Source organism: Herbaspirillum sp. GW822-FHT03A08 (assembly GCF_058801885.1).
Genome location: NZ_JBXANR010000006.1, coordinates 174,924 through 190,004 on the forward strand (window position 1 = coordinate 174,924; position 15,081 = coordinate 190,004).

The following is a 15,081-nucleotide window of genomic DNA, read 5'->3' on the forward strand; positions in this document are numbered from 1 at the left end:
GCATCAGGCCCGATACTTCACGCCGGGAAACACGCACAACATTTCATACGCCAGATTGGCCGCCACCAGCGCCGTGGTGCCGGCCTGGTCGTACGGCGGCGAGACTTCGACGATATCGGCGGAAGCAATATTCAGGCCTTTGGCGCCGCGGATGATCTCCATGCCTTGCTGCACGGTCAGGCCGCCGATTTCCGGCGTGCCGGTGCCGGGCGCAAAGGCCGGGTCGAGGCCGTCGATGTCGAAGGTCAGGTAGACCGGGCCGTCGCCCATCTGCGCGCGCACTTCCGCCATCAGCGGCGCCAGCGACTTGTTCCAGCATTCTTCTGCCTGCACCACGCGGAAACCCTGAGCCCGGCACCAGTCGAAATCGTCGGCGTGATAGCCGGTGCCGCGCAGGCCGATCTGGACCACGCGCTGCGGATCCAGCAGGCCTTCTTCAAAGGCGCGGCGAAATGGTGTGCCGTGGGCAATCTTTTCGCCGTTCATGGTGTCGTTGACGTCGGCATGGGCATCGACGTGGATCAGGCCGACCTTGCCGTATTGCTTGTGGATCGCGCGCAGGATGGGCAGGGTCATGGTGTGGTCGCCGCCCATGCTGATGGTTTTGCAGCCGGTGGCGTAAATACGGTCGTAGGCTTCCTCGATCATGCGCACCGAGTCGAGCAGGCTGTAAGGATTGAGTGCGACATCGCCGATATCGGCGACCTTGAGCGAATCGAAGGGCGCGGCGCGCGTGGCCATGTTGTAGGGACGCAGCAGCACCGATTCAGTGCGGATCTGGCGTGGGCCGAAACGCGTGCCGGAACGGTTGGAGGTGCCGAGATCCAGCGGCACGCCGACGAATCCGACATCCAGGCCGGCCGGATTTTCGACATACGGCAGCCGCATCATGGTGGCAATCCCCCCAAAACGGGGCATCACATTGCCGCCCATGGGCTGATACAGTGCATGTTCCATCGATATGCGTCCTTGTAAATGGAAGTGGTTTTACCCATTGTAGCGATGGACTTTGCAAACAAATATGCGTATCTCGCGACGTTTGCATCGATTGGCATCGATGTATAGACTGAGGCCTTTCCTTCTTGATGGCGGCCCATGCTCAACAACGTATTCGATCTGGATATCCGCCTGATCCGGGTGTTCCTGACGGTGGTCGACGCCCACGGCGTGTCGGCTGCGCAATCCAAGCTCAACGTCGGCCAGTCCACCATCAGCGCCCAGTTGAGCGCACTGGAGACGCGACTCGGCTATCGCCTGTGCGAACGCGGCCGCGCCGGTTTCCGGCTGACCGCGAAGGGGGAAAAATTTGCCGATTCGGCGCGCCGCATGATCGAGGCGCTGGCCGAGTTCGGCATGGAAGCGCGCAATCTCGACAAGAAGCTGGTCGGGCGGCTCAGCATCGGTCTGATCGGCCACACGCCGACGCATCAGAACACGCGCCTGTCGGAAGTCATCCGCCGCTTTCGCCAGCGCGATGAGGCGGTGCGCCTCGACATCGTGGTACGCACGCCGAGCGAACTGGAAGAGATGCTGATCAACGGCAGCATCCAGGTGGCGATCGGTTATTTCTGGCGGCGCGTGACGGCGCTGCAATACACGCAGTTGATGCTGGAGCGCCAGGTCGCCTACTGCGCGCCGCCGCATCCGCTGTTTTACAAGGAAGAAGAAATCGATCCGGAAGAAGCCGCCGGCTATGCCTGGGCCTGGCGCGACTATCCGGTGCCGCCCGGCCATGTGCCGATCCACCGCCGCAACATCATGGCCATGACCGGCAACATGGAGGCCATGTCGATCCTGATCCTGTCAGGCCAGCACCTCGGCTACCTGCCGGAAGAAATGGGCCGCGAACACGTCGCGCGCGGCGCCATGAAAGCGCTCAACCGCACCGAGCTGTCATACGAAGTCGGCATCAGCGTAGTGACCAACCGCGCCAATGCGAACGAACCCATCGTCGCGGCGTTTCTGGAAGATCTGAAGTCGGTGCAGCTGTAGTCCGCTTCACGCGCCGGACCTGATCGGACGAGAGCGCCGCGTTCCTGCGCGCCGGCGGCAGCCACGGCGTGAAGCGGGCGGGCGCCGGCGGCGGCCCATACCACTCCCCTCTTCTTCGGATAACGATCCCGGCCGGCATGCCTGGGCGACAATGTCGTTTCATCAATATATCTCTCGCGCACGCAAGAAAACCGCACATTTTCTTTACAAAATGAGACAGGCGGGTAAGCAGCGAAAGATTTCTCTGCCACAATCTTTGTGGCAGGCAGAAAACAAGACCTCTGAAAAACGCAACAAGGGAACAGGCGCGGCCTGGCGGGCAGATTGCGGGAGACATGGACACGGCGTCGCGCATGGCGACGGCCGGCGGCAATTGCATTGCCGTGTGCAACTCATTCTTGAGGTCTTATGGAACAGACATTACCGACCGCAGAGTTCCTGCGCTACATGCCGGATGTGGCATTGTGCGAACGTTCGCTGCGCGAACTCAACTTCGCCTGGCGCCTGATCGAATCGACCGCAAAGATGGTCTGCCCGGTGGAAGCCAAGAGCATCCTGCCGACCATGAAGGTCACGCGCGAAGGCTTCAATAATCTGGAGCAGCGCCTCATCGCCAACCTGGTCCGGCAGAACATCGCCAAATCGGTCCAGGAGATCGACTTCAAGGCGCAGGTCGTCATCGACATCGTGGTGCGCAACCTGTTCGAACGCACCGCCGATGTCGGCTTCCTGGCGATGGACGACGCCATCCGCACGTTCATTCTTAATCATCAACGCGATCAGGATGACACCGGCAACATGGTGGCGCGGCTGCGCGCCTATCGCGACAAGTACACCGTCTACGACGAGATTCTGATCCTCGATACCGAAGGCCGGGTGCTGGCCAACCTCGACGGCAACAACGAGGTGACGCGTTCTTTCGATCCGCTGATCGCGCAGACGCTGAAGTCCGGCCGCTACGTCGAAACCTTCGCGCACTCCGACCTACGCGACAGCGGCGAACGCGCACTGATCTATTCGCACAAGATCGTCGATCCGGCGAACGATGAAGCCATCGGCGTACTGTGCCTGTGCTTTCCGATAGCGGTGGAAATGAAGGACGTCTTCAGCGGCCTGCGCAAAGCCGCCGACCGCTCAGTGATGCTCATGCTCGACGACGCCGGCTGCGTGATCGCCAGCAGCGACGCTGAACATATCCCTGCCGGCAGCACCGTGCCGCTGGCGCTCGAAGGCGACTACCAGATCGTGGTCTACGCCGGCCGCGAATATCTGGCCCGCACCTGTGCAGCGCGCGACTACCAGGGCTACGGCGGCCCCGGCTGGTACGGCCACGTCATGATCCCGTGCGAAGCCGCCTTCCGCCAGCAGAACACGGATGTGCTCTCCGGCTATGACGCGGCCATGCTCAACGGCGTGATGTCGCATGCCAAATCATTTTGTCCGCCGCTGCACGACGTCACCATCATGGCCGAATCGATCAATCATTCGCTGCGGCGCGTGGTGTGGAACGGCAAGATCATGTCCGCCGGCGAAGACCGCGATCTGCTGCGCCTCAAAGCGATCCTGCAGGAAATCAGCCAGACCGGCGACGAGACCAACAGCATTTTCAGGGAATCGATTCAGGACCTTTACGGCACCGTCGTCTCGTCCAGCCTGCAGGACATGCAGTTCATCTCGCGCCTGATGATCGACATCATGGACCGCAACCTGTACGAACGCGCCAACGACTGCCGCTGGTGGGCGCTCACGCCCGACATCCGCCGCATCGTCGCGGATCACCGGCGCGGCGAACCGGAGCGCGCACGCATTGCACAGATCCTGGCATCGATCAACGCGCTCTATACCGCTTACGCCAGACTGGTGGTATTCGACGCCGGCGGCGCCATCATTGCGGCGTCCGACCTTCACGGTGACGGCCCCGGCATCGTCGGCCGCAGCATGGACGACTATCTGGTGCGCAAGACGCTGCAACTGGCCGACAGCCAGGCTTATTGCGTCTCGCCGTTCGAGCCGACCTGGCTGTACGGCGACCGCCCGACCTATGTGTATTGCGCCGCGATCTTTCATCCGGACCACGCCGGACAGGCGGTCGGCGGAATCGGCATCGTGTTCGACGCCGAACCGGAATTCCGCAACATGCTGTCGGCATCGCTGCCGGAGCAGGACCAGGCCTTCGCGGTCTACACCGACCGCAGCGGCCACGTCATCTCTTCCACGCATGCCGGTTATCCGCCCGGCAGCGTGCTGCGCCCGGACGCCGACGCCATGGCAGCCGGCAACGGCATCAGCTCGGCCGCCATCCGCATCCACGACGGACAATACATGGTGGTCGGCCACACCGCCTCATTCGGCTATCGCGAATTCAAAAACGCGGACAACTACAGCAATGACGTCATCGCCATGGTGTTCGTACCGATCGGCGCGCAGGATGATGCTGCAGCAGCCGCACAAACCGATGCGGCCAGGCTGGAAGTCGCGCCACACAGCGGCAGCGCGCGCGAATACGCCACCATCCTGATCGACGGCGACATCTTTGCAATGCCCGCCTCGAGCGTGGTCGAATCGCTGGAAGTCGAACGCATGCTGACCGCATCGACCCTGAAGCCGGTCATCGCCGGCGTACTGAATTATCAGGACAACAGCGGCAGCGCCTCGTCCTTCGTGCCGGTGATCGACATGCGGCAACTGCTGCATCCCGGCGCGCCGAAGCTGGACGCCGCCAGGGAAATCGTCGTGGTGCGCCACGGCCGCCATACCCTCGGGCTGCTGGTCGACGATCTGCACAACGTCATGGAATTCGGCGCGGCACAGATCGACCCGCCGCTGCCGATGTTCAGCAACCGCGCCAGCTACGTCTGCAACATCATCCGTACCGCCAACCCGGGGCAGATGGTGCAGGTGGTCGACATCGAAAGCATCGTGCGCAATGTGTTCGGCGGCAATGTTGCGGAATTCACTTTCGAGGCCTCCGCCGGCGCCAAGAAAATCGTCGTCAGCGATGTCCTGTAAATGCAGCTGCAACTGCTGCTGCAATTGCGAGCGTCGTCATCAATAACCTGATGCGGCATCCAGCTGCTGCGTCATCCAGGCGATGAAGTCGCCCTGCATCTCGGCATTGAGTTCATGGCCGGCGGTGTATTCGCGATAAGCCGTCGGGACCTGATGTTCAATAAGCAGGCGGCGCGCATTGCGTGCGTATTCGACCGTCAGCTTGTTGTCCTGCACGCCGTGCGAGACGTAGGCGCTGCTCTTTCTCAAGGCATCGGCGCCGGCGATCAGCGGTGCGATCTCGGGCAGGATGCGTCCGCTCAGGATACCGAAACCCGCCGCCTTGTCCGGCCGCGTCAGGCCAACGCCGGCGCTCATGATGCCGCCCTGGCTGAAGCCGGCGATCCAGACTTTGTCCGATGCGATGCCATACGCTGCCGGCAAGCCCTCGATGAACGACACCAGCATGGCGCGCGACGCCTCCGCCTGCACCGGGTCGATCACCGGACCGGCGGCCGTGAAGCTGACGTTGAACCAGCCATGCTGATTGGGCCCGAAGGCCAGCGGTCCGCGCGGCAGGATCACGGTCAGGCGCGGATCCTGCGCCTGCGCAAAAGCGGCAAGACTGTTTTCGTTCGAACCGACGCCGTGCAACAGCAACAGGCAAGCATTACTCCCCTCGACGGCAATAGCGCCGGCAGCCGGACGGCGCACCAGATGATGCAGAGGCAGGCCGTAGCCTTCGGAACTGCTGGAGGAGGCGTTCATGATGATCCTGTGATGAATGTGGGGTCACTCTAGCGGGATCACTGCTGAAAATAAATACTGGCCAATGCGACGATTTGTCTTGTTATCCGTGACAATCGACGCCCCACCTGGTCGCCGGCAAACAGCCTGGTCACCGCCGAGCGCAGCCGGACGATCTTGAGATCCTGTGGAAGTGCCGGTGCCAGTGCATCTTCAAATCGTAGATGGGGATGGACTTGCTGGACAATTTTGGTGACGACCCAGACAGTGAACCAGCGTCGTGGATCTCTTTTATAAGCGCCTTCGTGATCGGTGCCAGAATAGCCGACGCAGATCCGCAATCGCGGACAGCAACCAAGCGAGGTTGACTCAGTTGAATTCTTCGTACTGCGGCAACTGATCCGTGATGGTGAACCACGGCGCCTTGGAGCCGGCGAAGATGTGCGCTGTCGGCCGGACAGACGGCGTGTCGACCAGGGTGCCGAGCGTGACATGCACGTAAGCGCCGTCGCGCACCAGCGAGTACAGCAGGGAGCCGCACTTGCCGCAATGGGCGTCGTGCGCCTCATGTTGTTGTGGAATGCCGTCGCCGCCGAAGCGATGCAGGTGTTCTTCGCCGGCGGTGATGCGCAACTTGTGCGCTTCGATGCCGCCGAAAGGCTTGAAGGCCGAGCCGGTGGCGCGGCGGCAGTTGGAGCAGTGGCAATTCAGCGCGTACTGAAAGCTGTCTTCCACCGCATAGTGCACCGCGCCGCACAGGCACTTGCCGGTGAGCATGCGCGGGGAATTTTCATTGGGAGCAGTCATGAGATTCCCCTGATGAAAAACGTCCTAGTTCAGCGACTGCCAGCCGCTGTCGTGGGTCTCGCCGCCGGTTTCCGCCCAGCCGCCATAGACCGTGCTGCCGCTCTCTTCCACCTTGCGTGGAATCGTCACGGTGAAGACCGTATGCCTGTCTGCGGACTGCACGCCGATCTCGCCGCGGTGGGCGGTGACGATCTGCTCGACGATATACAAGCCGAGACCGAGGCCGTCGCCGTGTCCTTCTCGACGGTGCCCACCACGGAAGGGATTGAAGATGTCGGGCAAGATCGCCGGCGGAATGATGCCGGCGTTGGCGACCGAGAACACCACGGTGTCGCCGCGGGTGCCGTCGATATGCACGCGCACCGGCTCGGCGGCATCGCCGTGGCGGCCGGCGTTGCCGATCAGATTGGCGGCGACTTGCGCCAGCCGGTCGGCGTCCCACTCGCCGGCAGCATCGCCTTCGACACGCACATCGATACGGCAATGCGGGAAGCCCGCCTGATATTCCTGCACCACGCGCTGGACGACGTCATCGAGCCGCGCGGCAGTGCGCACCAGCGCGATGCCGCCGGCCAGACGTGCCCGCGCGAGGTCGAGCATGTCGTCGATCAGGCGGCCCATGCGTTTGCCGCTGTTGACGATCTGTGCCGTGGCTTTCTGGTTGATCTCTTCCTTCAGCGAGCGTTGCAACAGGGTCGCTGCAGTCAGGATGGCGCCCAGCGGATTGCGCAGATCGTGGCCGAGAATGGCGACGAACATTTCGTTGAGACGCAGGGTCTCGGTACGCTCGCGCAGTTCCAGCGCGAGCTGCTGCTTCTGGCGGTACAGCTGGAAGAACACTTCAGCCTTGTTGCGCAGGATGTGCGGTTCGATCGGTTTGTACAGGAAATCGACTGCGCCGCTTTCGTAGCCCTTGAACAGGCGGCGTTCGTCGCGCACGCCGGCGGTGACAAAGATCAGCGGCACGTGGCGCGTACGCTCGCTGCCGCGAATCAGTTCGGCCAGCTCGAAACCGTCCATGTCGGGCATCTGCACGTCGATGAAGGCCAGCGCCACATCGTGCGCCAGCAGGTATTCGAGAGCTTCGAAGCCGGAGCGCGCCTGCAGCAGTTCGACATCGTCGCGCCTGAGCAGGGCCGATAACGCCAGCAGGTTTTCGTCGAGATCATCGACGAGCAGGAATTTCACGCGGGGCAACATATTATCGTCCTCTTTTGTTTTATACATTTTTCTCTCCGCGAGGCAGGGTTGCCAACAGCGCTGCAATCTGTTGCAGCGTCATGGTCGCATCGACAGCGCCCTGTTGCAAAGCCAGTTCAGGCATGTACGGCGCCTGTGCATCTTCGGGCTGTTGCACGATGGTCATGCCGCCGGCCCGGCGCACCGCCTGCAGGCCGGCGGCGCCGTCATGGTTGGCGCCGGTGAGAATGATGCCGAGCAGGCCGTCGCCGTACTGGTCCGCCGCCGACTCGAACAGCACGTCGATGGCCGGCCGCGAAAAATTGACCGGCTCATCGCCAGACAAAGCCAACTGCGGACCGTCGTCGACCAGCAGATGATAATCCGGCGGCGCGAAATAGATCGTCCCCGCCTCGACCGGCTCCTTGTCCTGCGCCTCACGCACCGGCTGGGTGCATTTGGGCGTGAAGATGTCGACCAGCAGGCTGGGCCGTTCGCGCGGCAGATGCAGCACCACAAAAGTGGCCGCCGCAGCACCGCGCGGCAAGGCCGGCAGCAGCGTCGACAACGCGTCCACGCCGCCGGCCGAGGCGCCGATCACAATGGCGGCGATGCGGCGCTCAAATTTGGTCACGACGTTCATACCGGGTTCTTCTTCTGAAAAATGCGGTCTTCGCGCACGATCTCGTCAAAGGCGTCGGCGTGGCTGGAAAAACGCAGCGACTCTTTTGCACCCAGGCCAAGAAATCCTTTGCGGCACAGCGACTCGCGAAACAAACCCAGCGCACGCTCCTGCAACTGGCGATTGAAATAGATCAGCACATTGCGGCAGGACACCAGGTGCATTTCCGCAAACACGCTGTCGGTCGCCAGGCTGTGGTCGGAGAACACGATGTGCTGGCGCAGCGTCTTGTCGAATACGGCGCGGCCGTAACCGGCGGTGTAGTAGTCCGACAATGAACTCTTGGCGCCGCTCTTCTGGTGGTTGCTGGTGAAACCGGCGATGCGATCCAGACTGTAGACGCCGGACTCGGCTTTTTTCAGCGCTGTCGGATTGATGTCGGTGGCATAGATCAGCGTACGTTCCAGCAAACCCTCTTCGCGCAGCAGGATGGCAAGCGAATACACTTCTTCGCCGGCGCTGCAGCCAGCCACCCAGATTTTGAGCGACGGATAAGTCCGCAGCAAGGGAATCACCTTCTCACGCAGCGACAGGAAATAGCCCGGATCACGGAACATCTCGCTGACCTGCACCGTCAGGTAATCCATCAGCGCCGGAAACACTTCCGGTTCGTGCAGCACCTTGTCCTGCAGCTGCGACAAGGTCTCGCAATGAAAACGATTCATCGCCGTCATCAACCGGCGCTTCATCGAGGCGCCGGCATAGCCGCGAAAATCGCAGTGATATCTGAGATAGATCGCATCCAGCAACAACTGCATTTCTATATCGAAATGGTTGGCCTGCGGGCGCGTTCTGTTCTTTACTTGGGCATCCATACGCGTACCAGTGACAACAGCTTTTCAACATCGAGCGGCTTGGCGATGTAATCGTTGGCGCCGGCAGCCAGACATTTTTCCTGATCGTCCTTCATGGCTTTGGCGGTCAGCGCAATGATCGGCAGCTTTTTCCATTCGGCGCGCTTGCGGATTTCACGCATGGCGGTCATGCCATCCATCTCCGGCATCATGATGTCCATCAGCACGAGGTCGATGGCCGCACCCGATGCGGCCTGGCTGCGCTCCAGCGCGGCCAGCGCTTCGATGCCGTTGCGGGCGATTTCGATTTTCATGCCTTTCGGTTCCAGCACGCTCGACAACGCAAAAATGTTGCGTACGTCGTCTTCCACCACCAGGATGCGGCGGCCTTCGAACACGGTCTCACGATCGCGCGCCACCTTGAGCAGGCGCTGGCTTTCCACCGGCAGTGTGGTTTCGACCTGGTGCAAGAACAAGGTAACCTCATCCAGCAGACGCTCCGGCGACCGTGCATCCTTGATGATGATGGAACGGGAGAAGCGGCGCAGTTGCTGTTCTTCTTCCGCGTCCAGCGAACGACCGGTGTAGACGATCACCGGCGGGAAGGAAACGTCATCCTGCCGCGCCATCTTTTCCAGCAGCTCATAGCCGCTGAGGTCGGGCAGGTTCAGGTCCATGACCATGCAATCGAAAGTCGTCGCCTGCAATTGCGCCAGGGCGTCGGCGGCCTTTTCGACGCCAACGATATTGATGCCCTGGCTGCCCAGCAGCTGGCGGATGCTTTCACGCTGACGTGCATCGTCTTCCACCACCAGCACGTGATGCAGGCTTTGCGAGAACTTGGCTTCCAGCTTCTTGAAGGCGTCCACCAGCTCCTTGCGCTGTACCGGCTTGAGCGCATAGCCGATGGCGCCGCGCTCCAATGCTTCTTGCGAGTAGTCGGCGACCGACACAACATGCACCGGAATATGCCGCGTGGCGGGGTTGCGCTTGATCTGGTCGAGTACGCCGAGCCCGGAGAAATCGGGCAGGTTCATGTCGAGCACGATGGCGTTGGGGTGATACTGAGCGGCGGCAGCGACGCCTTCATTGGCGGAATGCACGACGATGCACTGGTACCCCATCTCATGCGCAAGATCGCGCAGAATCAGCGAAAACGCGATGTCATCTTCGATCACCAGAATGCGGCGCGCGACGGTGTCGAGCCGGTTGCGGTCGTCGTCGACGGCGCCCGGTTGCTGTGAAATGGGCGTGCTACGCGCCGAAGCTTCGGCCACCGCCGTCGGCAAAGATACCGGTGCGGTCTTCGGCGCAGATGGAAAGTTCGGCTGGCCGGGCTGCTGTAAAGACGCCGGCGCGTCCAACGCACCGGGACGTGCCTGGACGGCATCGGCGGAATACACGGCCGGCAGGGTCAGCGTGAAGATGCTGCCTTCCCCGGGCTTGCTCTGCACCTGAATATCGCCGCCCAGCAGACGCGCCAGATCACGCGAAATCGACAGTCCCAAACCGGTGCCGCCGTATTTGCGGTGCGTGCTGCCGTCAGCCTGGCGGAAGGCTTCGAAGATGAAGTGTTGCTGATCCTGCGCAATGCCAATGCCGGTGTCGCGCACCGAGAAGGCCACCTTGCCGGCGGCAACCGGATAGATGGTCAGCGTGACTTCACCCTTGTCGGTGAACTTGAGCGCGTTGGACAAGAGGTTTTTAAGAATCTGTCCGATACGCTGGATGTCGGTTTCGATATGCGTCGGCGCGCCGGCTTCGATGATGGTTCTGAAGCCCAGGCTCTTTTGCTGCGCGGTCGGCCTGAAGCTGGCCTGCATGTCGTCGGCCAGTTTGGTCAGCGCCACCGGTTCGGACAGGATGTCGATCTTGCCGGCCTCCATCTTGGACAGATCAAGGATGTCGTTGATCAGCGCCAGCAGATCGTTGCCTGCCGAAGAAATGGTCTGGGCGAAACGCACCTGCTCGCCGGTCAGGTTGCCATCCTTGTTGTCGGCCAGCAGCTTGGCCAGGATCAGAGTCGAGTTGAGCGGCGTGCGCAGCTCGTGGCTCATGTTGGCGAGGAACTCGCTCTTGTACTGATTGGATCGCTCCAGCTCGCCGGCTTTTTCCAGCAGCACATCCTGGGCCTTGGACAGATCGTCCTTTTGCGCTTCCAGCTGTTGCGCCTGTTCCTCGAGCTGGGCGTTGGTTTCTTCCAGTTCGGCCTGCTGCGTTTCGAGACGGAACTGCGAAGTCTTGAGCGCCTGGCTCTGCTCTTCCAGTTCTTCGTTGTTGACGCGCAGCTCTTCTTCCTGGGTCTGCAATTCTTCGGCCTGGCGCTGGGTTTCTTCCAGCAGCTCTTCAAGACGGGTGCGGTCCTTGGAGGAGCGCACGGCGACCGCGATCATGTCGGCGATATTGGAGAGGAAGTTCGCTTCATTGGCATGCAAGGCGCGGAAGAAGCCCAGCTCCACCACCGCTTGCACACCGCCATCGACGCTGGCCGGCACGATGAGCAGTTCCAGCGGCGTCGATGCGCCCAGACTGGACGACACCGGCAGATACCCGTTCGGAACGTCGCGCACATGCATGGACCGGTTCAGCTTGGCCGCCTGACCCAGCAAGCCGTCACCAGGTTGCATGCGGGTGTGCCGGTTGTCGGCTGCCAGCGCATAGCCGCCGAAGCGCTGAAACTCGCCGCCTTCTTCCTGAATATAAATGGCGCCGACCTGTGCGTTGAGATAATCCGCCAGAAAGGCCAGCGCGTTGGCGCCCAGTACATCCAGCCGTTGTTCGCCTTGCAGACGTTCGCTCAGGCCGATCTGACCTGCACGCATCCAGACCTGCAACTCGCGCGCGCGGTAGTCGCGCGAAGTCATTACCGCGGCAATTGCAATCAGCACCAATAGCAGAATCGACCCGCCCCAGGTGATGGTATTGGACAAGGTGACGGCAGTGCGCCACTCGGCCTGCCGGTCAGTGAGCAGATCGCGCTCGTGCGTTTCCATGCGATCGACCAGCGTACGCAGGCGATCCATCGCCAGCTTGCCGCGATCGGTGCGCACCACTTCCAGCGCCGCATCGCTACCCTTGGTGCGGCGCAGATCGATGCTTTCCGCCAGTTCATCCATCTTGACCTTGACCAGCGAGGTGATGGCGTCGAGACGCTGCAACTGCTCCGGACTGTCGCTGACCAGATTGCGCAGTTTGTTCAGCTCGCTCGGCAAAGAAGCGCGCGCATTGATGTAAGGCGTGAGGTAGCTCTCGGTATTGGTCAGCAAGTAACCGCGCTGGCCGGTTTCGGCATCCTTGAGCGCCGACACCAGCAGTTGCAATTGCTCGCGCACTTCTATCGTGTGCGACACCAGCGCCGCCGTGTTCTCGCGCGTCTGCAGCGAGCGATAAGAGAACAAGGCGATCAGGATCACCGCCAGAATGGCGACGGCAAAACCGACCAGCGGTCCCGGCGGCAGCGGCGGTCCGCTCACCGGCCCCTTATTGCGCACCCGGCCCGATGGTGTCAATGGCGTTGATGGCGTCGATGGCTTCCGTTCATCAGCTTGCATGGCAGAACCTGGCACGGCGAACTCCGTAATAAATGGCAATACAGGAAAAAAGAGGATGACCGGGTGAAATGGCCACCAGAAAAGATCTTTATATTTCTTTTAGAAAATCGCAAAAATTATACTAGATTGCTAAGAGCGGAATGACCGGCATTCCGTTCTCGGCGGGGTAACTATTTACGCCGTTTTTTGCCGAAAAATGCGAGCAGACAGCAGTCAGGGGACGTCGCCTGTCTCAATGCAAGGCGGCCACCTCGCCCGCCCATCCGTCCGCCCGTCGCGCGATCACCAGGCATTCACCGTCGCCGGGCGCATCCACGATCAGTTCGCCGTCAGCCCAAAACGCGCTGCGGCCGACCGCCAGCCAGTCACCGGTGGGGCCGCCGTGATTGGCCATCAAGACACCGATGCCGTAACGCGCCGAGTAGCCTTGCAGCATACTGGCCTCCGGCGCATAGCCTTTGCCGGTCACCATGACGCCGGCGGCATAGAGCGCCGCGTCATCCGCCGCAGCCTGTGCCACATGGCCGGGCTGCGAAATATCGGCGCAGATCGCCAGTGCGACGCGCGTGCCGCCTACCTCGCAAAGATTGTTTTGCCGGCCGGGGCTGAACAGCTTGTTCTCGTCACCGTACAAGTGTTGCTTGGCGTAAAACGTCGGTACATCGGACCCACCCAGCAACACCGCGCCGATGTACGGTCGACCTCCATCCTCTGCCGCCACCGGCACGCCGACCGCCACCGTCATGCCGAGACGCCGCGCCTGCAAATGCAGCGGCGCCAGCATCGCGTCGTCCGGCCGGATCGCCAGCGAGCGCGCTGCGTTCAGTTCGTAACCGGTCAGCGACAACTCGGGAAACACCAGCAATTTCACGCCATGCTGGCCGGCCTGTGCGATAGCTTCGCCGTGCCGGGCAATGTTGGCGGACATGTCGCCGGTTACCGAGAGGGTCTGTGCCGCCGCAATTACGAATGGGGTCATGGTCTGGTTCGGAATGACTGCAAAGTGAAAGTCTGAAATAAACGCAGCAGCCGCAGCGGTCTCAACCGGGCAGCGCCTGCATGCGAAACGTAAAGGTTGTCTGCGCCGCATCCGACGCCACCGTCAGCTGACCGCCATGAGCGCGCGCGATCTCGGCGGCGATGAACAAACCGAGGCCGAGGCCGAGACCGTTCTTTTCCTTGCGGTCGCCGCCGCGTACAAAAGGCTGGAACAAACGGCGCTGCACATCGGGTGCAATCGGAAAGCCTTCGTTCTGCACCTGCAGCTCAAAATGTTCCGCATCGCCGGTCACTTTCACGGCGACGGCGCCATGGCGGGAGCCGTGCGTCAACGCGTTGGACAGCAGGTTCGACAGCATCTGGCAGATACGCGCACTATCGCAATGAATCGGCGCGGTGAGCTTGATGTCAACGTGGATTTCGCGGTCCGGCCAGACGGCGCCCAGTTCGGCGATGACCATTTCCAGGTCCTTGCGCAGCGCATTGTCGGAGGTCTTGTCGAGCACGAAGCCGCCGCCCAGACGCGCGCGCGAAAAATCCAGCATGTTGTCCACCAGACCGGAAATGCGCCTGGCGCTCTGCTCGATCTGGGTCACGGTCTTCTGGCTTTCTTCCGAGGCCCGGGCGCGCAACAGACGTGCGGCCAGGGTGATGGCGGTCAGCGGATTGCGCAGGTCGTGGCCGAGAATGGCGATGAACTGTTCGCGCAGATCGGCCGCCTGCTGCGAATTCAACAGCGCCGCTTCACTGGCCTCGGCCCGCTCGAGGTTGTCCAGATGCGAGCCGATCAGCTGGGCAAACAGCTTGAAGGTATTGATGACTTCATCGGTTTGTACCCTGGCCGGATTGGGATCGATGGCGCACAAGGTGCCGAAGAATTCTTTGTCGCGCCAGAAGATCGGCACCGAGATGTAGCTCTGCAGGCCGTACATCCGGGGCGTGTGATGGTTGCAGAAGCGCGGATCCTCGGCGACGTGGTCTATGGCGACCAGTTCGCCGCTGTCGCGGATTTCATCGCAGATGGTGGTATCGACCTGCAGCTCGCCGCCGACTCCCAGGCCGAAGGCGATCTTGTCGAGCACGCCGGCGGCGATCCAGCGTTCTTTGGTGACGCGCGCAACTGCGGCGTAGCCCATGCCGGTGGTGCGGCACACCACATCCAGGATCATCGGCACGGCGTCGATTCTGGCCACCGAGGCCACCTCGGCTTGCAGTTCCCGTTCTTTCTCTTCCATCGCGGACAACGCGCTCCCTGATTTCCCTGTTTGATTTATCGCCGCACATGCGCGGCAGTATGTCAGCTTAACCGAAAGTAACGCTCAAATGTTGGCGGCGATGCAGG

At 61.7% G+C, this 15,081-nt stretch carries 11 protein-coding genes; 2 read left to right on the forward strand and 9 right to left on the reverse strand.

From position 1 onward, the window contains the following. Nucleotides 1-3: 3 nt before the first annotated feature. On the reverse strand, nucleotides 4-957 hold the full coding sequence (gene speB, locus AC1RN6_RS19420) for an agmatinase (RefSeq protein ID WP_493007065.1): 954 nt from the start codon (nucleotides 955-957) through the stop codon (nucleotides 4-6). Nucleotides 958-1,095: 138 nt separating this feature from the next. On the opposite strand from speB, the gene AC1RN6_RS19425 reads away from it, so the two are divergent. Further along, entirely contained in the window at nucleotides 1,096-1,992 is an 897-nt protein-coding gene (locus tag AC1RN6_RS19425) for a LysR family transcriptional regulator (RefSeq protein ID WP_493007066.1), read from the forward strand. Nucleotides 1,993-2,400: 408 nt separating this feature from the next. Then, nucleotides 2,401-5,001, forward strand: a complete 2,601-nt coding sequence (locus AC1RN6_RS19430) for a chemotaxis protein CheW (RefSeq protein WP_493007067.1) — start codon at nucleotides 2,401-2,403, stop codon at nucleotides 4,999-5,001. 39 nt (nucleotides 5,002-5,040) lie between these two features. Here AC1RN6_RS19430 and AC1RN6_RS19435 read toward each other — a convergent pair whose 3' ends face one another. From AC1RN6_RS19435 to AC1RN6_RS19470, 8 genes are all read right to left on the reverse strand, one after another. After that, nucleotides 5,041-5,748, reverse strand: coding sequence for an alpha/beta hydrolase (locus AC1RN6_RS19435; protein WP_493007068.1), 708 nt, complete (start codon nucleotides 5,746-5,748; stop codon nucleotides 5,041-5,043). 348 nt (nucleotides 5,749-6,096) lie between these two features. After that, entirely contained in the window at nucleotides 6,097-6,534 is a 438-nt protein-coding gene (locus AC1RN6_RS19440; RefSeq protein ID WP_493007069.1) for a GFA family protein, read from the reverse strand. Nucleotides 6,535-6,558: 24 nt separating this feature from the next. Then, on the reverse strand, nucleotides 6,559-7,734 hold the full coding sequence (locus AC1RN6_RS19445; protein ID WP_493007070.1) for a hybrid sensor histidine kinase/response regulator: 1,176 nt from the start codon (nucleotides 7,732-7,734) through the stop codon (nucleotides 6,559-6,561). Between the two features lie 19 nt (nucleotides 7,735-7,753). After that, nucleotides 7,754-8,356, reverse strand: coding sequence for a chemotaxis protein CheB (locus AC1RN6_RS19450; RefSeq protein WP_493007071.1), 603 nt, complete (start codon nucleotides 8,354-8,356; stop codon nucleotides 7,754-7,756). Beyond that, the gene (locus AC1RN6_RS19455; protein WP_493007072.1) at nucleotides 8,353-9,210 is read right to left on the reverse strand and encodes a CheR family methyltransferase; all 858 of its coding nucleotides are present in this window, start codon (nucleotides 9,208-9,210) and stop codon (nucleotides 8,353-8,355) included. Before AC1RN6_RS19455 ends, AC1RN6_RS19450 begins: the two co-directional genes overlap by 4 nt. Beyond that, the gene (locus AC1RN6_RS19460) at nucleotides 9,195-12,740 is read right to left on the reverse strand and encodes a response regulator (RefSeq protein WP_493007364.1); all 3,546 of its coding nucleotides are present in this window, start codon (nucleotides 12,738-12,740) and stop codon (nucleotides 9,195-9,197) included. Before AC1RN6_RS19460 ends, AC1RN6_RS19455 begins: the two co-directional genes overlap by 16 nt. Before the next feature lie 232 nt (nucleotides 12,741-12,972). Further along, entirely contained in the window at nucleotides 12,973-13,719 is a 747-nt protein-coding gene (locus AC1RN6_RS19465) for a carbon-nitrogen hydrolase family protein (RefSeq protein ID WP_493007073.1), read from the reverse strand. Between the two features lie 61 nt (nucleotides 13,720-13,780). Further along, on the reverse strand, nucleotides 13,781-14,974 hold the full coding sequence (locus tag AC1RN6_RS19470) for a GAF domain-containing sensor histidine kinase (protein ID WP_493007074.1): 1,194 nt from the start codon (nucleotides 14,972-14,974) through the stop codon (nucleotides 13,781-13,783). Nucleotides 14,975-15,081 lie beyond the last annotated feature (107 nt).